This window comes from Mycobacterium lehmannii (assembly GCF_001499925.1).
Taxonomy (GTDB): Bacteria; Actinomycetota; Actinomycetes; order Mycobacteriales; family Mycobacteriaceae; genus Mycobacterium; species Mycobacterium lehmannii.
The window spans coordinates 384,375-406,783 of sequence record NZ_LQIR01000001.1; the positions used below are offsets into that span (position 1 = coordinate 384,375).

Consider the following 22,409-nt stretch of genomic DNA (forward strand, 5'->3'; position numbering starts at 1 on the left):
TGCAGCTCCTCGGGCAGCGATTTCGGTTTCACCGCAGACCCTTTCGGGACTCGGCTTGTGCCACCTCGATGGCGATCTCGGCGACCCGCCGTGCCGCGTCGCGGTGACCGGCCAGGGCGGCGCCCGCCGTCATCGTCTGCAACCGGCCGGTGTCGGTGAGCAGGTCGACGACGGTCTCGGCGACGAAACCCGGCGACAGGTCGGCGTCGTCGACGATCAGCCCGCCCCCGGCCTCGACGACGGGAAGTGCGTTGAGCCGTTGTTCGCCGTTGCCGATCGGCAGCGGAACGTATACCGCGGGCAACCCGACCGCGGTCAGTTCGGCGACCGTCATCGCTCCCGACCGGCACATCGCGACGTCGGCGGCGGCGTACGCCAGGTCCATCCGGTTCAGATAGGGCACAGGGACATACGGCGGGTCGCCGTCGGCGGGCTCGCGCAAATCGAGGGTGTTCTTGGGGCCGTGGGCGTGCAGCACCGAGATACCAGCCGCCGCAAGGTCTTTGGCGGCGCCCGAGACGGCCCTGTTCAGCGACTGCGCGCCCTGCGACCCGCCGAACACCAACAGCACCCGGGCGTCAGGGGCGAAACCGAAGTGGGCGCGCGCCTCGGCCCGCAACGCCGTGCGGTCCAGCGAGGTGATCGCCGCGCGCACCGGAACCCCGACCACCTCGGCTGGCTTGCCCAGTCCAGGGTCGGCGACGGCCGAGAGCACCCGTCGTGCCGAACGGGCACCGACGCGGTTGGCCCAGCCCGCGCGAGCGTTCGCCTCGTGCACCACCACCGGCACGCGCTTGCTTCTGCGCACGCTTCGCGCGGCCAGATAGGCGGGCAACGCGACGTAACCGCCGAAGCCGATCACCACGTCGGCCTCGACCTCGTCGAGCAGCGCCCGGGTCTGGCGCACCGCCCGCCGCACCCGCAGGGGCAGGCGCAGGAGGTCGCCGGAGAGTTTTCGGGGCAGTGGCACCGGCGTGATCAGCTCGAGGTGATAGCCGCGTTCGGGGACCAGCCGGGTCTCCAGGCCCCGCTCGGTGCCCAGGGCGGTAATCCGCACGTCGGGCACCAAGTCGGTCAGGGCGTCGGCCACCGCCATCGCCGGTTCGACGTGTCCTGCGGTGCCACCGCCCGCGAGGATCACGGAGACTCCCCGGTCGTCCCCCGGCCGCCGAGGGACGGGACCCGTGTCGTTCACCCGTAACGCTGACCTTCCAGTGCGCGCCGCCGGTTGCTGTCCGCGCGGCCGCCTCCATGATGCCTTGCCGCCCGGGCCGGCTTACCGGCCGTCTGGCGTTTGCGGGCGGACTTGGGTGGCTGTTTGGCCGCGGGCTTGGGTGCCCGGGTGCGCTTGCCCGCCGGCGGTTTGCCGGGTCGCTGCGAACCGCGCTTGTTGAGCCGGTCGCGCACCGCCTCGGTCCGCGACGGCACGTAGGGCGCGGGCAGGGGCAGCCGCAGCAGCCTGTTGACCCGGTCGTCGCGCCCGGCCCGCAACGCCGCCACCGCCTCGGGTTCGTGCCGTGCCGCGCTCGCCATGATGCCGATCATCAGAAGTGTTGTCGCCGTTGAGGTTCCACCCGCCGAGATGAGGGGCAGCTGCAGCCCGGTCACGGGAAGCAGGCCTACCACGTAGCCGACGTTGATGAACACCTGGCCCATGATCCACAGCGTTGCGGTGGCGGTGAGCAGGCGCAGGAACGGGTCCGCGGAGCGCCGCGCGATGCGCATCCCGGTGTAGGCGAACAGGCCGAACAGGCACAGCAGGCCGCCGGCTCCGATGAAGCCGAGTTCCTCGCCGATGATCGCGAAGATGAAGTCGTTGTGCGCGTTGGGCAGGTAGTTCCACTTGGCCGCGCCCTGACCCAGGCCGTCGCCGAACACACCGCCGTTGGCCAGCGCGAACCGTGCCTGGCGGGCCTGATAGCCCGAACCCTGTGTGTCGGCGGCGGGGTTCAACCAGGACTGCACCCGCGCGGACCGGTACCCCTCGGCCATCGCCAGCACCGCGGCCGACACCACGACCATGAACAGCGAGGACACGAACACCCGCAGCGGCAGGCCCGCGTACCAGAGCAGGCCCAGCAGGATGATGCCCAGCGACACCGTCTGCCCGAGGTCGGGCTGGGCGACGATCAGCGCCAGTGCGACGAATGCGGCGGGCACCAACGGGATCAGCATCTCCCGCAGCGAGGCCTGCTCCATGCGGCGCGCGGCCAGCAGATGCGCGCCCCAGATGGCGAACGCGATCTTGGCCAGTTCGGAGGGTTGCATCGAGAACCCCGCGACCACGAACCACCCACGCGAACCGTTGGCCACGGTGCCGATTCCCGGGATCAGCACCAGGATCAGCAGCACGATGGTGAGCGCGAAGCTGGAGAAGGCCATGCGTCGCATCAGTTGCACCGGGATCCGCATCGCGACGTAGAACCCGAACAGCCCGATGACCGTCCACAACACCTGCTTGGCGAAGACGACCCACGGCGACCCGTCCTGGTCGTAGGAGTACACCCCCGACGCCGACAGAACCATCGTCAGCCCCAGCGTGGTCAGCAGCGCGGCCACCGCGATGATGAGGTGGAACGACGTCATCGGGCGGCCGAGCCACGCCCCGACCCGGGTCCGATGCCCGGCGGTCGCGGGCACCGGCTCGGCCGGTTTGTCTTCGGCGCCCGCCCTGCGAAGCCGCAGCCGGGTCAGGATGGTGGTCATCGGCGACTATCGGGTCAGGGCGCGTACAGCGTCGGCGAACGCGTCGCCGCGGTGACTGTAGCCGCTGAACTGGTCGAAGGAGGCGCCAGCGGGGGCCAGCAGCACGGTGTCGCCGGACCGGGCGAGGCCGCGGGCGGCGTCGACCACTGCGGCCATGATCGTGTCACCGGTTTGCGTTCCCTCGAGCCTGATCACATGAGTAACAGAATTAACATCCGACCCATTTGTCCCTTGCACCCCAAAATCCTCCCCCGTCACAACCTCGATGACGGGGACATCCGGGGCGTGTCGCGATAACGCCTCGGCGATCAGGGCCCGGTCGCGGCCGATCAACACCGCTCCGACCAGCCGATTCGACATCGAAGTGAGCAGCTCCTCGACCGAGGCGCCCTTGAGCAGCCCGCCGGCCACCCACACCACTCGCGGGTACGCGGCGATCGATGCCCGGGCGGCGTGCGGATTGGTCGCCTTCGAGTCGTCGACGTACGTGACGCCGTCGACGGTGCCGATGACCTCGGCGCGGTGCCTGCCCACCCGGAAACCGGCGAGCGCGTCGGCGATGGCGGCCGGTGGCACGTCGACCGCGCGGGCCAGCGCGGCGGCACCGAGCGCGTTGAGCACCCCGACCGGGCCGGCCACCGCGATCGATGCGGCATCGGCCAACCGCACACCGGTCCCGAACGCGTTGTCGACCAGCGCGCCGTCCACCGCGCCCAGTTCGCCGGGGCCGGGCTCAGCCAGCCGGAACCCGACGCGCGTCGGGGCCGCCGCCGTGTCCAACAGGCCCGCCGCCACCGGGTCGTCGAGTCCGACCACGGCGACGCGGCCGTCGAGCACCCGGGCCTTGGCCCCGGCGTAGGCGGCCATGGACCCGTGCCAGTCGAGGTGGTCCTCGGCGACGTTGAGCACCACGCCCGCGTCCGGCCGCAGCGACGGCGCCCAGTGCAGCTGGAAGCTGGACAGCTCCACCGCGAGCAGGTCGGACGGTTCGGCGAGGACGTCGATGACGGGGTTGCCGATGTTGCCGCACAGCACCGCGTTTCGCCCGGCGGCGACGAGCATCGCGTGCAGCATGGACGTGGTCGTGGTCTTGCCGTTGGTCCCGGTGACGACGAGCCAGCGCCGCGACGGCCCGAACCAGCCCGCCCGGTCCAGCCGCCAGGCCAGTTCCACGTCGCCCCAGACAGGCACGCCCGCCTGTGCCGCTGCGGCCAGCACGGGAGCGGTCGGCGCGAATCCGGGACTGGTGATCACGAGCGCGTATTCGCCGATGGTGGCCTGGGCCTCGGCGGTGGTGACGACCCTCGCGGGCGTAATCAACCGCTGCAGCGCCAGCGGATCGTCGTCGCAGATCGTCAACCGCACCCCGGTGGGCTCCAGCACGGCGCTCACCGAGCGGCCGGTCAGGCCCGCGCCGGTCACCAGCACCCGGGCGCCGGGGACCAGCGGCTCGAGATGCGTCATGTCAGGCACCGACGGTCGTCAGCCACTCGCTGTAGAACAACGCGACGCCGAGCCCGCAGGCGATCGCGGTGAGCAACCAGAACCGGATGATCACCGTGGTCTCGGCCCACCCCACCAGCTCGAAGTGATGGTGGAACGGCGCCATCCGGAACACCCGGCGGCCGGTCGTGCGGAACGCCAGGATCTGCACGACGACCGAGACCACCTCGGCGACGAACAGGGCGCCGAGCACCACGGCCAGCATCTCGGTGCGGCTGGCCACCGACAGCCCGGCGATGATGCCGCCGAGCGCGAGCGAGCCGGTGTCGCCCATGAAGATCTTGGCGGGCGCGGCGTTCCACCACAGGAATCCGATGCAGGCGCCCGCGGTTGCCGCGGCGATGATCGCCAGGTCCAAAGGGTCGCGCACGTTGTAACAGCCCAGGCCCGGACTCGTCGCGCAGGCGTTGCGGAACTGCCAGAACGTGATCAGCACGTAGGCCGCGCACACCATCGCCATCGCGCCCGCGGCCAGCCCGTCCAGCCCGTCGGTGAAGTTAACCGCGTTCGACCACGCGCTGACCACCACGATGCAGAACAACACGAACAGTGCGGGCGGCAGTGTGACCGTGGCGATCTCGCGCACATAGGACAGTTCGGCGCTGCCCGGTGTCAGCCCGTCGGCGTTGCGGAACTGCAGGGCCAGCACGCCGAAGATCACCGCGGCGGTCAGGATGCCGACGGTTTTGGCGGTCTTGTTGAGCCCGAGGTTGCGCGAGCGCCGGATCTTGATCAGGTCGTCGACGAAACCGACGACGGCCAGGGCGCTGGCCAGAAACAACACGAGAAGGCCGGAAGCCGACGGTCCCCGGCCGTCGATCACGACGCCCACGAGGTGCGTTCCCAGGTAGCTGGCCCAGATGCCCGCGACGATCGCCACGCCGCCCATCGAGGGGGTGCCGCGCTTCTTGGCGTGGGTGGGGGGCCCGTCCTCGCGAATCTCGTGACCGAACCCCTGCCGGGTGAACAGCCGGATCAGCACCGGGGTGAGCAGGATCGAGACCGTCAGCGCGATGCCGACGGCGATGAGGATCTGCCTCATGCGTGCGGGTCCCGGACGTCGGCGGGCCCAAGATCGACCAAAGCTTCGGCCAGCACGCCGAGTCCGGCCGCGTTCGACGCCTTCACCAGCACCACGTCGGACGGTCGCAGTTCAGCGCGCAGGAGGTCCAGCGCCGCGTCGGCGTCGGCGACCATGGTGGCCTCGGCCCCCCACGATCCCTCCATCACCGCGCCGTGGTGCATGGCGCTCATAGTCCTCCCGGTTCCGACGACGATGAGTCGTGACACATCTAAGCGCACGGCCAGTCGGCCGATGCGGTCATGCTCGGATATCGCGTCGTCGCCGAGTTCGGCCATCTCGCCGAGCACCGCCCAACTGCGGCGCCGGCCCCCGCCCACGCGGGCCATCCACGCCAGCGCCTTGAGGCCCGCGCCCATCGAGTCGGGATTGGCGTTGTAGGCGTCGTTGATGACGGTGACGCCGTCGCTGCGGGTGGCGACCTGCATGCGGTGTTTGGACACCGGACCCGCGGTGGCCAGCGCGGTGGCGACCTGCTCGAGGGAGGCGCCGCACTCCAGCGCCACGGCCGCCGCGCACAGCGCGTTGGACACCTGATGGTCCCCGTGTACGGCCAGCGCGACGTCGACGGACCCGGCACCGGTGTGCATGCTGAACCGCGGCCTAGCCAGCTCGTCGAGCGTGATCGCTTCGGCCCACACGTCCACGTCGCGGCCGCCCCGCTCCCGCGACACAGCCACGATGCGCGCGGGTGTCTTGGCGGCCATCGCCGCCACCGCGGCGTCGTCGACGTTGAGTACGACGGCCCCGGATGCTGGAACTGCTTGTGGCAGTTCGGATTTGGTTTCGGCGATGGCCTCCCGCGACCCGAATTCGCCCAGGTGTGCGGTGCCCACGTTGAGCACCACCGCGATCGAGGGCGGGGCGATCGCGGCCAGCGCGGCGATGTTGCCGCGATGCCGTGCCGACATCTCCAACACGAGGAAGTCGGTGGACCGCGTCGCGCGAAGCACTGTCCACGGATGTCCGAGTTCGTTGTTGAACGAACCCGGCGGTGCGATCACCTCGCCGAGCGGAGCCAGCACCGCGGCGACCAGGTCCTTGGTCGAGGTCTTACCCGACGATCCGGTGATTCCGATGATCGTGAGCCCGCCCGCGACGAGTTCTGCGGCGACCGCACCGGCCAGCTTCGCCAACGCCGTGAGTACCGCTGCACCCGAACCGTCGGCGTCGTGTTCGAGCACGCCCGCCGCGCGGTCGGACGTCTCCGGTGTCGGGTCGACGACGATCGCAGGCACCCCGACCGGCCGGGCGGCCAGTACCGCCGCCGCGCCGGCCTTCACCGCCGCGGCGGCGAAGTCGTGTCCGTCCGAACGGGCTCCCGGCAGCGCGAGAAACAGACCGCCGGGTGTGACGGCCCGCGAGTCGAACTCGACGGTGCCGGTGACCCTGGTGGTCGCGGCGTCCGCTTCGGAGATGTCGGCGAGGCGGCCGCCGACGATCTCGGCGATCCGGGCCAGCGTCAGGTCGATCACGGCAGCGATCCCCGTGCCTCGAGGGCGCGCGCCAACTCCTCGCGGTCGTCGAAAGGTCGGGTGATCCCGGCACCGGTCTGCCCTGCCTCGTGGCCCTTGCCCGCGACGAGCACGACGTCCCCCGGTCGCGCCCACGCCACCGCGTGCTCGATCGCGGCGCGGCGATCGCCGATCTCGACGACCTCCGCACGGCCCATCGCGCCGGCCACGATCGCCGCGCGGATCTCGGCAGGGTGCTCGTCGCGCGGATTGTCGTCGGTCACCACCACCAGATCGGCCAATTCGGCGGCGACGCGGCCCATCGGGCCGCGCTTGCCGGGATCGCGGTTGCCGCCCGCCCCGAACACGACCGCCAAGCGGCCGTCGGTGTCTGCCCGCAACGTCTCCAGCACGGCCTGCAGAGCACCGGGCTTGTGCGCGTAGTCGACGACCGCCAGGAAATCCTGCCCGCGCTCGACGGGCTCCATCCGCCCCGGCACCGTCGCGGTGCGCAGACCGGGCACGGCTTGTTCGGGTGACACCCCGACCGCGTCGAGCAGCGCGATCGCGAGCAGGCAGTTGGCCACGTTGTAGCGCCCCGGGAGCCCGATCTGCAGGTGGTGGTGCACACCCGCCGGGTCCACCGCGAAGAACTCCTGTGCGTTGCGGCCGACCGTGCGGATGTCCTCGATACGCCAGTCGGCGACTCTGCCCGTCGCGCTGACCGTCACGGGCTCGCGCGCCAGCCTGGCCATCTCCCGGCCGGCGTCGTCGTCGACGCACAGCACGGAAAGCTCTGCGCGGTTGGGAGATTCGGGAGCGAACAGTCGCGCCTTGGCCTCGAAGTAGTCCCGCATCGTCGGGTGGAAGTCGAGATGGTCGCGCGACAGGTTGGTGAACCCGCCGACCGCGAAGCGCACCCCGTCGACGCGGCCGAGGGTGAGCGCGTGGCTCGACACCTCCATCACGACGGTGTCGACGCCCTGCTCGACCATCACCGCGAGCAGCGCCTGCAGGTCGGGTGCCTCGGGCGTGGTGAGGACGCTGGCCTGGTCGCGGCCGTCGATCCGGATGCCGACGGTGCCGACGAGTCCCGCCACCCGCTCCGCCGACCGCAGCCCGGCCTCCACCAGATAGGTGGTGGTGGTCTTGCCGGAGGTGCCGGTGACCCCAATGACGCGCAGCCGCTCGGACGGCCGCCCGTACACCTCCGCGGCCACCGTGCCCAGCACCGACCGCGGATCCGGGTGGACCACGACCGGGATGTCCGCATCGGACCCCAACAGCGCCAGGCCGTCGGGGTCGGTGAGGATCGCTGCCGCACCGCGTGCGACCGCCTCGGCGGCGTAGCGGCCGCCGTGTGACGACGCCCCCGGCAGCGCCGCGAACAGGTCACCCGGTTCGACGTCCCCGCTGCGCAGCGTGACGCCGGTGACGCGGATGTCCGGTACGGCACCGCTCGCGGGCACCGCCTGGACCTGCCCGGCCAGCGGTCCGAGCGCCGCGCCGGCGGGATGGCTGGGTCGCAGGTTCATGGCGTTGACACAGTACCCAGTCGCCCTCGCGGCCCCTGTGACATATCGGGGCCGCCGGCACCCTCGTCAGTCGGCTACCAGGGTCAACCGCGAGTCGGGATCCGGCGACAGCGGAACGTTCTCGCGCTGCAGCAGCCAGGAGGCGATGTTGTGAAACAGCGGCGCCGACGTGGTGCCGGGCTGGCCGTCGGCCGTGCGCTGCGGGTGGTCCATCATGATGGCGACGACGTAGCGCGGGTCGTCGGTGGTGGCGATGCCTGCGAACGTGATCCAGTAGACGTCGCTGTAGTAGCAGCCGCAGGCCGGGTTGATCTGCTGTGCGGTTCCGGTCTTCCCGGAGATCTGGTAGCCCTCGACGGCCGCCTGCGAACCCGTACCCTGCTGCACCCCTGTCGGGTCGCGCTGCACGGTTGCCCGCAACATGTGCCGCACGGTCTTGGCCGTTTCCGGTGAGACGACCCGGATGCCCTCGGGGCGAGGCTCGTCGGTGCGGGTGCCGTCGGAAGCGATAGTGGTCTTGACGATGCGCGGCGGGACGCGCACACCGTCGTTGGCGATGGTCTGATACATGCCCGCCATCTGCAGCAGGGTCATCGAAAGGCCCTGTCCGATGGGCAGGTTGGCGAATGTGCTGCCCGACCACTGGTCGATCGGCGGGACCAGACCCGCGCTCTCACCCGGCAGGCCCACCCCGGTCCGCTGACCGAGACCGAACTTGCGGACCATCTCGAAGAAGCGCTCAGGGCCGAGTCGCTGCGCCAGCATCAGCGTGCCGACGTTGGAGGACTTACCGAAGATGCCCGTCGTGGTGTACGGCATCGTCCCGTGCTCCCAGGCGTCACCGACCGTGACCCCGCCCATGTGGATCGACCCCGGCACCTGCAGGACCTCGTCGGGATGCGACAGCCCGTACTCGATGACCGATGCGGCGGTGACGATCTTGTTGACCGAACCCGGTTCATATGGGGAGGACACCGAGGGGTTGCCCAGCTGGCGGTGTTCCTGCCTGCCGATGTCCTGGCTCGGGTCGAACGTGTTGTCGTTCGCCATCGCCAGCACCTCAGCGGTTTTCGCGTCGAGGACGACCGCAGAGACATTCTTGGCGCCGGACAGGTTCTTGGCCTGCTGCACCTGCTGCTGGACATAGAACTGGATGTCGTCGTCGATGGTCAGCATGACCGTGGAACCGTCGACCGCGTCGTGGCGGTTGCGGTAACTGCCCGGGATGACCACGCCGTCGGACCCGCGATCGTAGGTGATCGATCCGTCGGTGCCCGCGAGCACGGCATCGAGCGAATCCTCCAGCCCCAGCAGCCCGTGTCCATCCCAGTCGATGCCGCCGACGATGTTGGCCGCCAGCGAGCCGCCCGGATACTGGCGCAAATCCTGGCGCTCCGAACCGACCTCGGGGAACTTCTTGGTGACCGCCTCGGCGATGGCGGGATCGACCGCGCGGGCGAGATAGACGAACGTCTCGTTGCTCTTGAGCTTCTTGAGCACGGTGGCCGAGTCCGGCTTGTTGTTCAGCCGCAACGCCACCTCGGCGGCGATGTCGCGCAGCCTGCGGTCGGGTTCGGGCGCCTCGGTGCTTTTCGCCCTGGCCTCCTCCAACTGCTTGCGGACCTTCTGCGGCTGGAAGGTCAGCGCGCGCGCCTCGATGGTGAAGGCCAGCTTGTCGTTGTTGCGGTCGACGATCGCCCCGCGAACGGCCTTGTCGACGTCGGTGACCTTGAGCTGGCTGGCCGCCTCGGCCCGCAATCCGTCGGCGCGGGGCACCTGGAGATGGAACAGCTGCCCCGCCGCGACGATCAGGACGAGGAAGATCGCCGCGTTGCCCACGCGATGCCGGAACACGAAAGAGGCACTGCGCAGCCCGGTTTCAGTGATCGGAGCGCGCGTCCGCCGCGCTTTGGCCGAGCGCTCCTGAGGGCCGGCGGCCGGTGCGGCCTTGCGGGGCCGACGCTCGCGACTCATGCGCCGGGACCCGCCGGAGGAACGACCGCGGGAGGCACGACCGCCGGGCTGAACTGTTCGGCGCCGGGCACGGGACCCGGCAGCACCTGCGGGTTCGGGATGTGCAGGGCGTCGGTCGGGGCCATCGGCGCCGCCGGCGGGACCATCGGCCCCGGTGCGGCACCGGGCACCGGCGGCTGACCCGGGAGCGCCTGCGGCGCCGCCGGGATAGCCTGCGGCACCGCGGCGCCGGGCACATTCGGGGTGGGCACATTCGGGGTGGGCGCCGTACGCGTCGGCATCCGGACGGTGACCTCGCGGGGATCGACGACCCGCGGCGCGGGCGGCCGCGGACCGGGTGGGGGCGCCTGCGGGGTCGCGTCGGGCAGCGGTGTGTTCAGCGGCGGTGGCGGAACGCCCTCCGCCGGCTTGGGTGTGCCGACCACCACCCAGTTACCGGCCGGGTCCTGTACGAGGTGTGCGGTGTCGCGGGACGGGATCATCCCGAGCTCGCGTGCCGCTTCTGCCAACGCCGGGGCGGCCTGCGCCTCGAGCACGTCGCGCTCGAGCGCTTCCTTCTGTTGCAGCAGAGCCTGATTCGTCTCGCGAGCGTTGCCCAGTTGATAGGACCGCTCGGCGGCGTCGGTGGACAGCCACAGCGTCGTGCCCAGGCCCACTCCCAGCGCGCCGATCACCAGCACCACGAACGGCACCCTGGCCACCAGCGCCCGCGGGCTGAGCTCCACCGAGGCCAGTTTGACGATGATGCGCTGGCGTAATGGTGTCCGAACGACCTTTGGCGCCTTGGCCTTCCGCGCCTTGGCACGCGCCTTGGCCTGGCTGGCGTTCTTGGGCCTGCTCGGTGCGCCGGTCGGGCGCGGGATGGGGTTGGTCTGCGGCGCTGAGCGCTGCGGTCGCTGCTCGCGGGTCGGCTTGCGGCGCGCCTGCGCGTCGGCTGAGCGCCGCTGAGCGCCGGTGCGCCGTCGTTCGTCGGCGCTGCGCACCGCTTTTGCCCGCTTGGCCGGCTTGGCCGGTTTGCGCTGTTTGGTCTGCTTGGCCTGCTTGGCGTTCACCTGGGTGCCCCCACCTTCTCCAGTGCTCGTAGCCGCACAGGTGCGCTACGCGGGTTCCGTTCGATCTCCTCGGGAGCTGCACGCTCGGCACCGCGAGTCAGTGCGACGAACTCCGGCTCGTGACCCGGCAGTTCCACCGGTAAGCCGGGCGGCGTCCTGGACGCCGTTGCGGAGGCGAAGGCCGCCTTGACGATGCGGTCCTCCAGGGACTGGTAGGCCATCACGACGATGCGGCCGCCGGGAGCCAGAGCGTTCAGCGCCGCAGGCAACGCCTCGCGCAGCGAGTCCAATTCTCCGTTGACCGCGATGCGAAGCGCTTGAAATGTGCGCTTCGCCGGGTGGCCACCGGTTCGGCGCGCCGGCGCGGGAATCGCCTGGTACAGCAGCTCGACGAGTTCCCCGGTGGTTCGGAACGGCTGGCGGGCGCGCCTGCGGATGAGCTGGGCGGCGATCCGGCTCGCGAAACGTTCCTCGCCGAACTCGCGCAGAAGCCGGGTCAGCGATTTCTGGTCGTAGGTGTTCACCACCTCGGCGGCGGTCAGTTCCGCGTCGGGATCCATCCGCATGTCCAGTGGCGCGTCGGCGGCGTAGGAGAAGCCGCGTTCGGTGCGGTCGAGCTGCATCGAGGACACGCCGAGGTCGAACAGGATTCCATCGGCATGGCTGGCCCGGTAGCGGTCGTCGCCAAGCACCCTGCCGATGCCGTCGTACCGCGTGCGGACCAGCATCACCCGGTCACCGAACCGCGACAGGCGCTCGCCGGCGATCCACAACGCGTTGGGGTCGCGGTCCAAGCCGATCAGCCGCAGACCGGGCAGTTCGGTCAGGAAGCGCTCCGCATGCCCGCCGGCTCCGAGGGTGGCATCGACGAGCACCGCACCCTCACCGTCGGAACCGCGCCGTGTCAGTGCGGGTGTGAGCAGCTCGACGCAGCGGTCCAGCAGGACCGGCACATGTCCGTGGTCGCCGCTGCGCCGTGCCATCGCCCTGTCTCCCTCGCCTCCACCCGAAATCCCTGCACCGGGGTCCCTGTCCGAGAGCGCGGACCTGACGTCGGGGAAGTACGCCAGGGCCGGTTCGGGCAGAGGCCGCGATGCACGGACTGGATGCCTGTGCCGGTCGACCGCCGAATCAGATGATGTCGTGCAGAGCTTCATCGGTGGCCGCGGAGAAGTTTTCTTCGTGGGTCTGCTGGTACTCCTGCCATGCGGTGGAGTCCCAGATTTCCAGGTAGTCGACCGATCCGATCACCACGCAGTCCTTCGAGAGGTTCGCGTAGCGGCGGTGATCAGCTGACAGCGTGATTCGGCCTTGTGCGTCGGGATGCTGTTCGTCGGTGGCCGCGGCCAGGTTCCGCAGGAATGCGCGTGCTTCCGGGTTGCTACGCGATGCCTGCGACGCCCGTCGGGCCAGCTTCTCGAACTCGGCGCGCGGGTAGACGGCAAGGCTGTGATCTTGGCTTTTGGTGACCATCAACCCTCCTGCCAGCGCGTCGCGGAACTTGGCGGGCAGCGTGAGCCGCCCCTTGTCGTCGAGCTTCGGCGTGTAGGTGCCGAGAAACATCTCGCCACCTCCCTGCCGATCAACAGAGCCCCGGTCGCTCCGTTGTCCGCCACTTTACCCCACAATCCCCCACCATCCACCATTTGCGCGTCAATTTTCCTGGTGAGTCCCCACCCCTCGCCCCACAGCCGACGTGGCGAGGGCGACAACGTCCCGGCGTCGAGCGCAACGGTGAAGAAAAGCGCAGGTGGACGCGGCGCGGGAGGCGGTGGGGTGAAGTGGGGGCGGTCAGCAGTCGGACACACGAAAAAGGGGCAGCCCGCGGTGCGGGCTACCCCTGTGTCGCGTCAGCGCCTATTCGTCGAAGCGGCGACGGAAGCGATCCTCCATGCGGCTGGCAAACGATCCACCCGAACCCTTGCCCCGCTTCTGCCGGGGAGCGCCCGGTTCGGCGACCGAACGGTCGCGTCCACCGGGGACGCGCGGGCCGGTGATCGCGAACACCACACCGCCGAACATCACGATGAACCCGAGTACCGAGAGCACCGGGAAGCCACCGATCTGGGTGGCAGGTATCGCGACACCGGACACCAGCATGGCGAGGCCGAGCACGAAGAGCGCGGCACCCTGCAGGCGGCGCCGGGTCGAGGGTGCGCGCAGGGTTCCGCCTCGGACACTCGAAGCGAACTTCGGGTCCTCGGCATAGAGCGCGCTCTCGATCTGGTCGAGCATGCGCTGCTCATGATCGGAGAGTGGCATTCGTCCCTCCCTCGGAACCCAGGGGCCCACCGTGGCCATCTCATTGTTCAAAGTCATGTGTGCCCGCGTTCACGGGCATCTAACAGTCATGATACGAGGTCGATCTGAGCCGTACCACCTTGTTCGACGCCCGATTGTATGACGGACGCCGCCGCGTGGGAGGCGCAGGCGGATCCACTCGATAATGGTTGAGACGACACCGCCCCGATACGCGGAGAGGCAGACACAGTTGGCGACATTTCTCATCGATCTGTCGCCGAGCGATATGCAGCGCCGGCTCGGTGACGCGCTCGCCGTCTACGTCGACGCGATGCGCTATCCGCGCGGCACCGAGGCACAGCGGGCGTCGATGTGGCTCGAGCACACCCGCAGGCCCGGGTGGAAGGCCGTGGCGGCGGTGACCATCGGCGATTCCGAGGACGCACCCGCCGGCGAGGCCGAACTGACCTCAGCCCCGATGGTCGGCATCGCCTACGGCTACTGCGGCGCCCCTGACCAGTGGTGGCAGCAGCAGGTGGTGGCCGGGCTGCAGCGGGTCGGCACCGACCGCAACTCCATCGCTGCGTTGATGACGAGCTACTTCGAGCTCACCGAACTGCACATCCACCCGCGAGCCCAGGGACAGGGGCTCGGTGAGGCGCTGGCACGCCGACTGCTCTCCGACCGCCAGGAGTCCCACGTGTTGTTGTCGACGCCGGAGATCAACGGTGAGGCGAACCGGGCGTGGCGGCTGTACCGCAGGCTCGGCTTCACCGACGTCATCCGTGGCTACCATTTCGCGGGCGATCCGCGGGCTTTCGCGATCCTGGGCCGGTCATTGCCGCTGTGACACGGATTTGATGTCACCGACGCCTCGGCTCGGCTCGGTCTGGCACGATGACCACGTGCCGGCCCGCCACCGCAGCAGCAGAACCCGCCTGCTCGCACTCGTGATGCTGATCCTCGTCGTGCTTCCGACCGCCGTCGGCTGCGTCCGGGTGCGGGCCTCGATCACGGTCTCCCCCGACGACCGGGTGTCCGGTCAGATCGTCGCGGCGGCAAAGCCGCGGAACGCCGACGACAAGGGCCCGCAGCTGCTGAACAACCTGCCGTTCGCCAACAAGGTGGCGGTCTCGGAGTACAGCCGCGACGACTACGTCGGCTCTCAGGCGGTGTTCTCCGACCTCACCTTCGCCGAACTGCCTCAGCTGGCCAACATGAACCGCGACGCCGCCGGTGTCGACCTCTCGTTGCGCCGGGCGGGTGACCTCGTCATCCTCGAGGGGCGCGCCGACCTCACCTCGCTCAGCGATTCGGAGGCCGACGTGTCGGTGACCGTGTCGTTCCCTGGCGAAGTCACCTCCACCAACGGTGATCAGGTGTCGGCCGAGATCGTCGAGTGGCAGTTGCGGCCCGGCGTGGTCAGCACCATGAACGCACAAGCCCGCTACACCGACCCCAGCGCACGGTCCTTCACCGGTGCCGCGATCTGGCTGGGCCTCGGCTCCTTCGTGGTGGCGGCCATCATCGGAACCCTGGCGTACATGAGCCGTGACCAATCGCCGAAAGTGGGCGAAGCCCGCGATTAGCGCAGGCTCTACGCTGAAGGCGTTCGGGGCAGGGTGGTCGCACAGAGAAAGGGGCGCCCGCTGAGCGTGCATGCCACGGCACCGTCGGCCGTCGAGTTGGCGGGGGCCGTCACCGATCAGCTGCGGGACTATCTACGGCAGCGTCGCAGCGAATGCGCCTACATGGGCGACGACTACGCCGAAATGACCGCCGCGCTGGAGGAATTCGTGCTGCGCGGCGGCAAGCGGCTGCGGCCCGCGTTCGCCTACTGGGGGTGGCGGGCGGTCGCCGAGCAGCCCGAGGACCCTCTCAATCCGGACGTCCTGCGGTTGTGTTCGGCGCTCGAGCTGCTGCACGCCTGCGCATTGGTCCACGACGATGTCATCGACGCCTCGGCGACCCGCCGAGGGTTGCCGACCGTGCACCGGCTGTTCACCGAGCGGCACCGCACGCACGGCTGGCACGGCTCGGCCGAGCAGTTCGGCATGTCGGCGGCGATCCTGCTCGGCGACCTGGCCCTGGTCTGGGCTGACGACGTCGTCGCCACGGCGAACCTGTCGACCGAGGCCGCCGTGCGGGTCCGCGGGGTGTGGGGCGCGATCCGCACCGAGGTGCTCGGCGGCCAGTACCTCGACATCGTCGCCGAAGCCAGCGGAGCCGATTCGGTGGCTTCGGCGCTGACGGTCAACATCTACAAGACCGCGTCGTACACGATCACCCGGCCGCTACAACTCGGCGCCGCCGCGGCCGCCGACCGGCCCGACGTCCATGCCGCCTTCCATCAGTTCGGCACCGACCTCGGTGTGGCGTTCCAGCTACGCGACGACGTGCTCGGGGTGTTCGGCGATCCCGCCGTCACCGGCAAGCCGTCCGGTGACGATCTGCGAGCAGGCAAGCGCACGGTGCTGTTGGCCGAGGCGGTCGAGCTGGCCGAAGAGGCCGACCCCGCGGCGGCGAAGCTGCTGCGCACCTCCATCGGGTCGAAACTCTCCGACGCCCAGGTCCAGGAACTGTGCACAGTGATCGAGTCCGTCGGCGCGCTCGCCGCGGTGGAGAACCGCATCTCCGAGCTCACCCGCCGCGCGCTCGACACCCTCGACTCCGCCGACATCGACGCCCATGCCAAGGCGGGGTTGTCCGAGCTCGCCCGATTGGTCGCGAATCGAACCGCATAACGATGACGACCTCCCCATCGACCTCCCCATCAACACGGCCGTCGAAATCCGGCTTCACTGCACACCTCTCACGGTTGACCTCGTTTGCGACGTCACCACAGGCCCAACCTGCCCGGCTGGGCTTCCTCGGCGCCGTGTTGATCACCGCCGGAGGGCTGGGCGCGGGCAGCACGCGCCTGCACGACCCGCTGCTCGAGTCGCTGCACCTGTCGTGGCTGCGGTTCGGGCACGGCCTGGTGCTGTCGTCGATCCTGTTGTGGGGCGGTGTGGCACTGATGCTGGCGGCGTGGCTGTGGCTGGGACGACGGGTGATCGACCGCACCGCAACCGAATACACGATGGTAGCCACCACCGGCATCTGGCTGGCGCCGCTGCTGCTGAGCGTCCCGCTGTTCAGCCGCGACACCTACTCCTACCTCGCGCAGGGGGCACTGCTGCGCGACGGCCTCGACCCGTACGCGGTCGGGCCCGTCGACAACCCGAACTCGTTGCTGGACAACGTCAGTCCCATCTGGACCACCACCACGGCACCGTACGGGCCGGGTTTCATCCTGATCGCCAAGTACGTCACGATGCTGGTCGGCAACGATGTCGTCGCGGGCACGATGTTGTTGCGGCTGGGCATGCTTCCCGGCTTGGCGCTGCTGATCTGGGCCGCGCCGCGCGTCGCAAGACATATCGGCGCCGACGGTGCGACCGCGCTGTGGATCTGCGTGCTCAACCCGCTGGTGATCATCCACCTGATGGGCGGCGTGCACAACGAGATGCTGATGGTCGGCCTGATGATGGCAGGCATCGCGTTGACGTTCTCCGGCCGCCACCTGTGGGGCGTGAGCCTGATCGCCGCGGCGGTCGCGGTGAAAGCGACCGCGGGACTGGCGCTTCCGTTCATGGTCTGGGTGTGGGCGCGGGACGTGCGCAACAGGCGCGACGTCTCGGCGGTCAAGGCATTCGTGACGGCGTCGGCGGGCTCGGCGCTGATCTTCACCGCGGTGTTCGCCGTGCTGTCGTTGGCCGCGGGCGTCGGACTGGGCTGGCTGACGGCCCTGGCGGGTTCGGTGAAGATCATCAACTGGCTGACCCTGCCCACCGCGGCGGCCAACGTGATCAACGCGGTCGGCGGCCTGTTCCTGCCGGTGAACTTCTACGCGGTGCTCGACGTCGCCAGGATCATCGGCATCGCGCTCATCGCACTGTCACTTCCGTTCGTGTGGTGGCGGTTTCGGCACACCGACCGCGAAGCGCTGACCGGTATCGCGGTGGTGATGGTGATCGTGGTGCTTCTCGTGCCCGCGGCGCTGCCCTGGTACTACACCTGGCCGCTGGCCGTGGTGGCCGCGCTGGCTCAGAGCAGGCGGTCGATCGCGATCATCGCGGGCCTGTCGACGTGGATCATGGTGATCTGGAAACCCGATGGGGCGCACGGGATGTACTCGTGGCCCCACGTGCTGCTCTCGCTGGCATGCGCCGCGGTGGCGTGGTACTCGCTGAAGAACGCGCCGCAAGGAACACGGGCGGTCAATAAGCCACGACCGTGGACGGTCAATAGGCCACGACCGCGGGCGGTCAATAAGCCATCGCCTGGGCCCGGCGCACCACCTCACGGGCCTGATGCGAGTGAAGAGCATCAACGGGCCGAGCATTAGGCAGTTCGCCGGTCGCGCCGTCGCGCCTGATGGTCAGGGATGCGTCGGGCGTGAACAGCCACCGAACGATCTCGGTGTGGTGGTAGCCCCCGTCGCGCAGCACGACGAGTAGTCCGGGCAGGCTCTTGACGACGTGGCCGGTGTCGTCGAAGAACACTTTCGGAACCACGACGACCCCGTCGCGCCGGACGCCGATCAGATGGCCGTCCCGCAGCTGCTGATGCACCTTCGTCACCGCGACACCGAGCATCTCGGCGACGGTGGGTAGGTCGTAGACGTCCTCGGCGGGATCGAGGACATCCTCGGAGGCCGGAATACTGCTCACCGCACCGAGTCTAAATCTCTTAACCGTCGGCCGGAGCCGCAAGCCGCCGGTGTCGTGCTCCGTAACATGTCTCCGGTGGAGGCCTACCCGCGGACGGACCCGCTGCTGGGAACCGTGCTCGACGGTCGGTACCGCGTCGACGTGATGATCGCGACCGGGGGCATGTCGTCCGTGTACCGCGGACTCGATCTGCGGCTGGATCGTCCGGTCGCGCTGAAGGTGATGGACAGCCGCTATGCGGGCGACTCTCAGTTCCTCACCAGGTTCCAGCGCGAGGCGCGCGCGGTGGCGCGGTTGACCGATCCGGGTCTGGTCGCGGTGTACGACCAGGGCGGCGGACGCACGGGCGGTCCTCCCCCGTTCCTGGTGATGGAACTCGTCGAGGGCGGCACGCTGCGGGAGCTGCTGCGCGAGCGTGGGCCGATGCCGCCGCACGCCGCCGCTGCGGTGCTCGGCCCGGTTCTCGGCGGGCTGGCCGCAGCACACCGCGCAGGCCTGGTGCACCGCGACGTCAAACCCGAGAACGTGCTGATCTCCGACGACGGCGACGTCAAGATCGCCGACTTCGGACTGGTGCGGGCGGTGGCCGAAGCGAAAATCACCTCGACCAGCGTCATCCTGGGCACCGCGGCGTATCTGTCACCCGAACAGGTCAGCACCGGTGACGCCGATCCCCGCAGCGACGTCTACGCGGCGGGCATCTTGACCTACGAACTGCTGACCGGCCGCACGCCGTTCGCGGGCGACTCGGCGCTGGCCGTGGCGTATCAGCGGATGGACAATGACGTCCCGGCTCCGGGCTCGGTGATCGCTGGCGTGCCCGCGCAGTTCGACGAGCTGGTGTTGCGCGCGACCGCCCGCGATCCGGCCCGGCGCTATGCCGATGCCCGGGAGATGGGTGAGGAGCTCGAAGCGATCGTCGACGAACTCGGCCTCCCGCCGTTTCGGGTGCCGGCACCACGCAACTCCGCTCAGAACGCGTCGGTTCCTCTTCACCCGCCTGCGGCGCCGCCGGCGGCTGCGGCCCCGCCCGCACCACGTCAGGCGACCCGGACGCTACCGCGCGACGACTGGCAGGCCCCCGAACCCGAATACGAAACGGTGTCGGGACGGTTCGCCGGAATCGAGCTCGAGGAGTTCTACTGGGCGCGGCAGCGCGCCAGGCGCGCACTGCTGTTCTGGGTGATCGCGGTGATCACACTGACGGCGCTGGTTGCGGCGGTTGCGTGGACGACCGGCAGCAACCTGTCCAGCCTGATCTAGTTGTACTGTCGGACCCCTCAACGCGGCTCGTCCCTCGCCGCTTGATCGTCGTCCGACTAATTGCACTGTCGGACTCCTCAACGCGGCTCGTCCCTCGCCGCTTGATCGTCGTCCGACTAGTCGCGCAGCATCTCCGCGACCAGGAACGCCAACTCCAGGCTCTGCTGGGTGTTCAACCGCGGGTCGCACGCCGTCTCGTAACGCCCGGCGAGGTCGGCGTCCGAGATGTCCTGCGCCCCACCGAGGCATTCGGTGACGTTCTCGCCGGTGATCTCGACGTGGATGCCGCCGGGATGGGTGCCCAGCGCCCTGTGCACCTCGAAGTAACCCTGCACCTCATCGACGATCCGGTCGAAGTGGCGGGTCTTGTAGCCGGTCGAGGACTCGTGGGTGTTGCCGTGCATCGGGTCGCACTGCCAAACCACCTGATGGCCGGTGGCCTGCACCTTCTCGATGATCGGCGGCAGCAGGTCACGCACCTTGTTGTTACCCATGCGGGTGACCAGCGTCAGCCGACCCGGCTCGTTGTTCGGGTCGAGGCGTTCGACGTACTCGACGGCCAGCTCCGGTGTCATGGTCGGGCCGAGCTTGACCCCGATCGGATTCGCAATCACCTCCGCGAACGCGATGTGGGCGCCGTCGAGCTGACGGGTGCGCTCACCGATCCACACGTAATGCGCGGACAGGTCGTAGAGCTTCGAGCCCTGCTCGGTCTCCGACAGCCGCAGCATCGCGCGCTCATAATCGAGCACCAACGCCTCGTGGCTCGCGTAGATCTCGGCGGTCTCCAGGTTGCGGTTGTCGACCCCGCACGCGCTCATGAACGTCAGCGCGCGGTCGATCTCACCGGCCAGCGCCTCGTACCGGGCACCGGCGGGCGACGTGCGGACGAACTCGCGGTTCCAGTCGTGCACCAGGTGCAGCGACGCCAGGCCCGAACCGGTCAGGGCGCGTACCAGGTTCATCGCGGCGCTGGCGTTGGCGTACGCGCGGACCAGCCGCGACGGGTCGTGCTCACGCACAGCGGCGTCGGGCGCGAATCCGTTGATCATGTCGCCGCGGTAGGACCGCAGACCGAGCGCGTCGATGTCGGCCGAGCGCGGTTTGGCGTACTGGCCTGCGATGCGGGCCACCTTGACCACCGGCACGCTGGCGCCGTAGGTCAGCACCACGGCCATCTGCAGCAGCGCCCGCAGGTTGGCCCGGATGTGGGGCTCGGTGTTGTTGACGAAGGTCTCGGCGCAGTCGCCGCCCTGCAGCAGGAACGCCTCGCCGCGGGCCACGGCGGCCAGCAGGTCCTTGAGTCGTTCCACTTCGGCGGGCACCGTCACCGGCGGGACGCTCTCAAGCACGGTGCGCATGTTCTTCGCCGCTTCGACATCCCAGGTCGGCTGCTGCACCGCGGGCTTGGCGAGCGCGGCGTCAAGTCGCTGCCGCAGCTCATCGGGCAGCGGCGGCAACGAGGGCAGCTGTTCGATGGGTACGTCGACGGTCCAGTTCACCCGTTCATGGTAACGGCCCGCGACATGTGCTTTTCACCGCTGGCCCGGCGCTTCACCGGTGGTCATCAACTGGAACCGCCGCAAATTGTGGCGAGCGTCGACCAATGCATCGTGGGCGTCGCGCGGGCGCGGGGGCATGCGCGGCGAACCGCGCTCCTCCCAGAACTGGCGCAACTCGCGGGTGAAGCGCGGTATCGCCGGCGGAAGATCGGTCATCGGGCCCCACAGCTGACACAACACGACGTGGTCGTAGGCGCCCACCCAGGCCCACAGCTCGATCGGCTCGTCTCCGTCGATTCCGAAGAAGTCCTCCAGCTCCGAGCGGATCTGCCGACGCGAGCGCCACAGCTGTGAGGACGGCGGCGGAAGCTTGGGCAACACATGCTTGCGGACCCAGCTGCCTGCCCGGTCAGGGTCGAATTCGGTTGACACGGCGTAATACTCGCGACCGTCCTCGGCGGCGACACCGATCGAGATCAGGTCGATGGTGCGCCCGTTGTCGATGAATTCCGTGTCGTAGAAGTAGCGCACTACGCGGGTTCCTTCTGGGGTGCGGCCGCGACCGACCGATCCTTCGGGGCGGGTGCGGCGTGGATCTCGCGGTCGAGTTGCTCATCGACCTTGGCGTCGTCGGGAAACTTGGGCATACCCGCGATGGCGTCCTGCAGCCACAGTTTGGCCTGGACCACCGGGCGCCGCAGCCAGCGCTCGCGCTCCAGCGCCCGATGCATCTTGCGCGGGCGGTTCGTGTAGCGCCAGCGCGCCCAAGGCGCATGCGGCCTCGACAACCGGATCGCTCCGACAAACAGCAGCGGCGTCACGAACATCCCCACCAGCCCGGTCCACACCTTGCCCTTGAGCAACACGATGACGGCCAGCATCAAGGTCAGCACGGCCGCCACGATCACGCCCGCCCGCGCGGTCAGCGAGTGGTCGTTGCGCCAGATGTCGATGTCGAAGAACGACAACGGGTTGAAGCCCAGGATCAGCAGGCCTGCGACGGCGACGGCGGCGAACACCGCATCGACCGAGGTTCGGCCGTCCTCGGCCCAGTACACGTCCTGCAAATGCAGGATCAGCGCGAACTCGTCAAGCACCAGCGCTGCACCGATTCCGAAAAAGATTGCCGCCGCCGTGAATTCGGGTACTCCCCCGTCGACACTCAACGTCACCATCGTCACACCGGAGATCATGACCAGGACCACGCCGATCACCACGTGGTGGATGTGCAGCCCAGAGCCGGAAACAGAGATGTTGCGCGGCTGCCACCACTTGCGCGGCGCATCGCTGCCGGCATGCCTGCGGATGTACCGCACGATCGTGCGGGTGACGAAGAACGTCAGGATGAACGCGATCAGGCAGTACATGAGCGGCACCCGCGCG

General features: G+C 69.3%; 20 protein-coding genes. 5 read left to right on the plus strand and 15 right to left on the minus strand.

The features are described from left to right. Positions 1–28: 28 nt before the first annotated feature. The 11 genes from murG to AU192_RS01940 form a co-directional block, all read right to left on the minus strand. Positions 29–1,195 (minus strand): undecaprenyldiphospho-muramoylpentapeptide beta-N-acetylglucosaminyltransferase, encoded by a 1,167-nt coding sequence (murG, locus tag AU192_RS01890; protein WP_064393991.1) that lies wholly within the window; start codon positions 1,193–1,195, stop codon positions 29–31. Beyond that, positions 1,192–2,697: a putative lipid II flippase FtsW gene (gene ftsW / locus AU192_RS01895; protein ID WP_207544901.1), complete on the minus strand. Its 1,506-nt coding sequence runs from the start codon at positions 2,695–2,697 to the stop codon at positions 1,192–1,194. Before ftsW ends, murG begins: the two co-directional genes overlap by 4 nt. A 15-nt stretch (positions 2,698–2,712) precedes the next feature. After that, positions 2,713–4,179 (minus strand): UDP-N-acetylmuramoyl-L-alanine--D-glutamate ligase, encoded by a 1,467-nt coding sequence (gene murD, locus AU192_RS01900; RefSeq protein ID WP_174522751.1) that lies wholly within the window; start codon positions 4,177–4,179, stop codon positions 2,713–2,715. Continuing rightward, positions 4,172–5,251: a phospho-N-acetylmuramoyl-pentapeptide-transferase gene (gene mraY, locus AU192_RS01905; RefSeq protein ID WP_064393994.1), complete on the minus strand. Its 1,080-nt coding sequence runs from the start codon at positions 5,249–5,251 to the stop codon at positions 4,172–4,174. The genes murD and mraY overlap by 8 nt, the downstream gene beginning before the upstream one ends. After that, a complete protein-coding gene (locus AU192_RS01910; protein WP_064393995.1) occupies positions 5,248–6,765 on the minus strand; it encodes a UDP-N-acetylmuramoyl-tripeptide--D-alanyl-D-alanine ligase in 1,518 nt (505 codons plus the stop codon). Before AU192_RS01910 ends, mraY begins: the two co-directional genes overlap by 4 nt. Further along, positions 6,762–8,279 carry a UDP-N-acetylmuramoyl-L-alanyl-D-glutamate--2,6-diaminopimelate ligase gene (locus AU192_RS01915; RefSeq protein WP_064393996.1) on the minus strand — a complete coding sequence of 506 codons (1,518 nt, stop codon included), beginning with the start codon at positions 8,277–8,279 and terminating at the stop codon, positions 6,762–6,764. Before AU192_RS01915 ends, AU192_RS01910 begins: the two co-directional genes overlap by 4 nt. A gap of 66 nt (positions 8,280–8,345) precedes the next feature. Continuing rightward, a complete protein-coding gene (locus AU192_RS01920) occupies positions 8,346–10,253 on the minus strand; it encodes a peptidoglycan D,D-transpeptidase FtsI family protein (protein ID WP_064393997.1) in 1,908 nt (635 codons plus the stop codon). Beyond that, on the minus strand, positions 10,250–11,305 hold the full coding sequence (ftsL, locus tag AU192_RS01925) for a cell division protein FtsL (RefSeq protein WP_064393998.1): 1,056 nt from the start codon (positions 11,303–11,305) through the stop codon (positions 10,250–10,252). Before ftsL ends, AU192_RS01920 begins: the two co-directional genes overlap by 4 nt. Continuing rightward, positions 11,302–12,462, minus strand: a complete 1,161-nt coding sequence (gene rsmH / locus AU192_RS01930) for a 16S rRNA (cytosine(1402)-N(4))-methyltransferase RsmH (protein WP_174523513.1) — start codon at positions 12,460–12,462, stop codon at positions 11,302–11,304. Before rsmH ends, ftsL begins: the two co-directional genes overlap by 4 nt. Further along, a complete protein-coding gene (mraZ, locus tag AU192_RS01935; RefSeq protein WP_059098924.1) occupies positions 12,437–12,868 on the minus strand; it encodes a division/cell wall cluster transcriptional repressor MraZ in 432 nt (143 codons plus the stop codon). Before mraZ ends, rsmH begins: the two co-directional genes overlap by 26 nt. A 294-nt stretch (positions 12,869–13,162) precedes the next feature. Beyond that, positions 13,163–13,567: a DUF3040 domain-containing protein gene (locus AU192_RS01940; RefSeq protein WP_064349958.1), complete on the minus strand. Its 405-nt coding sequence runs from the start codon at positions 13,565–13,567 to the stop codon at positions 13,163–13,165. 229 nt (positions 13,568–13,796) lie between these two features. On the opposite strand from AU192_RS01940, the gene AU192_RS01945 reads away from it, so the two are divergent. The 4 genes from AU192_RS01945 (at position 13,797) to AU192_RS01960 (ending at position 17,936) form a co-directional block, all read left to right on the plus strand. Beyond that, positions 13,797–14,396, plus strand: coding sequence for a GNAT family N-acetyltransferase (locus AU192_RS01945; RefSeq protein WP_064394189.1), 600 nt, complete (start codon positions 13,797–13,799; stop codon positions 14,394–14,396). Between the two features lie 10 nt (positions 14,397–14,406). Further along, positions 14,407–15,135: an LppM family (lipo)protein gene (locus AU192_RS01950; RefSeq protein WP_109395591.1), complete on the plus strand. Its 729-nt coding sequence runs from the start codon at positions 14,407–14,409 to the stop codon at positions 15,133–15,135. Between the two features lie 66 nt (positions 15,136–15,201). Beyond that, positions 15,202–16,290: a bifunctional (2E,6E)-farnesyl/geranyl diphosphate synthase gene (idsA2, locus tag AU192_RS01955; protein WP_064394000.1), complete on the plus strand. Its 1,089-nt coding sequence runs from the start codon at positions 15,202–15,204 to the stop codon at positions 16,288–16,290. A gap of 2 nt (positions 16,291–16,292) precedes the next feature. Further along, positions 16,293–17,936, plus strand: a complete 1,644-nt coding sequence (locus AU192_RS01960; RefSeq protein WP_064394001.1) for an alpha-(1->6)-mannopyranosyltransferase A — start codon at positions 16,293–16,295, stop codon at positions 17,934–17,936. On the opposite strand, the gene AU192_RS01965 is transcribed toward AU192_RS01960, so the two are convergent. After that, positions 17,857–18,261, minus strand: coding sequence for an Rv2175c family DNA-binding protein (locus AU192_RS01965; protein ID WP_064394002.1), 405 nt, complete (start codon positions 18,259–18,261; stop codon positions 17,857–17,859). The two genes, AU192_RS01960 and AU192_RS01965, sit on opposite strands and share 80 nt — an antisense overlap. A gap of 66 nt (positions 18,262–18,327) precedes the next feature. On the opposite strand from AU192_RS01965, the gene AU192_RS01970 reads away from it, so the two are divergent. Beyond that, the gene (locus AU192_RS01970; protein ID WP_064394003.1) at positions 18,328–19,524 is read left to right on the plus strand and encodes a protein kinase domain-containing protein; all 1,197 of its coding nucleotides are present in this window, start codon (positions 18,328–18,330) and stop codon (positions 19,522–19,524) included. 116 nt (positions 19,525–19,640) lie between these two features. Here AU192_RS01970 and AU192_RS01975 read toward each other — a convergent pair whose 3' ends face one another. The 3 genes from AU192_RS01975 to AU192_RS01985 are packed head-to-tail and all read right to left on the minus strand — an operon-like array spanning position 19,641 to position 22,393. After that, positions 19,641–21,026, minus strand: a complete 1,386-nt coding sequence (locus AU192_RS01975; RefSeq protein ID WP_064394004.1) for a class II 3-deoxy-7-phosphoheptulonate synthase — start codon at positions 21,024–21,026, stop codon at positions 19,641–19,643. 33 nt (positions 21,027–21,059) lie between these two features. Beyond that, positions 21,060–21,557, minus strand: a complete 498-nt coding sequence (locus tag AU192_RS01980) for a polyadenylate-specific 3'-exoribonuclease AS (RefSeq protein WP_064394005.1) — start codon at positions 21,555–21,557, stop codon at positions 21,060–21,062. After that, the gene (locus AU192_RS01985) at positions 21,557–22,393 is read right to left on the minus strand and encodes a hypothetical protein (protein ID WP_233151309.1); all 837 of its coding nucleotides are present in this window, start codon (positions 22,391–22,393) and stop codon (positions 21,557–21,559) included. The genes AU192_RS01980 and AU192_RS01985 overlap by 1 nt, the downstream gene beginning before the upstream one ends. Positions 22,394–22,409 lie beyond the last annotated feature (16 nt).

Bases quoted from the DNA above. Each gene is read 5' to 3' on its own strand.
- mraY (WP_064393994.1), bottom strand. From the start codon at position 5,251: ATGAGGCAGATCCTCATCGCCGTCGGCATCGCGCTGACGGTCTCGATC.
- AU192_RS01915 (WP_064393996.1), bottom strand. From the start codon at position 8,279: ATGAACCTGCGACCCAGCCATCCCGCCGGCGCGGCGCTCGGACCGCTG.
- AU192_RS01920 (WP_064393997.1), bottom strand. From the start codon at position 10,253: ATGAGTCGCGAGCGTCGGCCCCGCAAGGCCGCACCGGCCGCCGGCCCT.
- rsmH (WP_174523513.1), bottom strand. From the start codon at position 12,462: ATGAAGCTCTGCACGACATCATCTGATTCGGCGGTCGACCGGCACAGG.
- mraZ (WP_059098924.1), bottom strand. From the start codon at position 12,868: ATGTTTCTCGGCACCTACACGCCGAAGCTCGACGACAAGGGGCGGCTC.
- AU192_RS01940 (WP_064349958.1), bottom strand. From the start codon at position 13,567: ATGCCACTCTCCGATCATGAGCAGCGCATGCTCGACCAGATCGAGAGC.
- AU192_RS01950 (WP_109395591.1), top strand. From the start codon at position 14,407: ATGTCACCGACGCCTCGGCTCGGCTCGGTCTGGCACGATGACCACGTG.
- AU192_RS01960 (WP_064394001.1), top strand. From the start codon at position 16,293: ATGACGACCTCCCCATCGACCTCCCCATCAACACGGCCGTCGAAATCC.
- AU192_RS01970 (WP_064394003.1), top strand. From the start codon at position 18,328: ATGTCTCCGGTGGAGGCCTACCCGCGGACGGACCCGCTGCTGGGAACC.
- AU192_RS01985 (WP_233151309.1), bottom strand. From the start codon at position 22,393: ATGTACTGCCTGATCGCGTTCATCCTGACGTTCTTCGTCACCCGCACG.